Origin of the sequence: uncultured Ruminobacter sp., from assembly GCA_902764345.1 — a bacterium.
Classification (GTDB): Bacteria; Pseudomonadota; Gammaproteobacteria; order Enterobacterales; family Succinivibrionaceae; genus Ruminobacter.
On the sequence record CACWVT010000015.1, the window covers coordinates 60,893 to 61,465 of the forward strand.

Genomic DNA, 573 nt, shown 5'->3' on the forward strand with positions numbered 1-573 from the left:
AGGAGCAGGTTTCTTTTCAATTGATTCTTCCTGAACACTGATGCTGAAGCTTGCAAAGAATTCATCTCCGTCCTGACTGATGGTTACATTGTTAACATGCCCTGAAAAACGCAGTTCTTCCGTGAGCTTTACCCAACCGAAGTTTGGTATTCTCAAAAAGAGCTTTCCTGATTTTTTCTCAGCACCGGAACAGGTTTTGAATCTTTGCAGTTCTACCTGATCTCCTCCCAGATAGAATGAACCGGAAGTTTCCGATCTTTTCTTGAACACGGGAAAACCTACTTTGCCGATTTTCTTTTTCTTCGCGTCATAATATCTGTTCAGCGCCTTTCCGAGAAATATGAACGGCTGTTGCGAGGCATATTTGGTGACCTCGTACATGTATGGAAAATCCTTCGCCTTGATGCTGTTGAAGCGTTTCTTTAAATCAAGTACTGACGGAAGCCGGGGTTTTTCCGGAACCTGACTGAACTGCAGAGGAGCTTCTTCATACCGTCCCAGTTCTTTTCTGTATAAAGACATTGCCTCTTTATACTTTTCCAATTCCTTTTTGTATTCCGCCAATCCCCAGTT

Annotated in this window: 1 protein-coding gene; it reads right to left on the reverse strand. The window is 42.9% G+C overall.

Features of this window, described 5'->3' with window-relative positions:
• On the reverse strand, positions 1-543 hold a 543-nt coding region (locus QZU58_RS04465; protein WP_294495339.1), incomplete at its 3' end, for a hypothetical protein.
• Positions 544-573 lie beyond the last annotated feature (30 nt).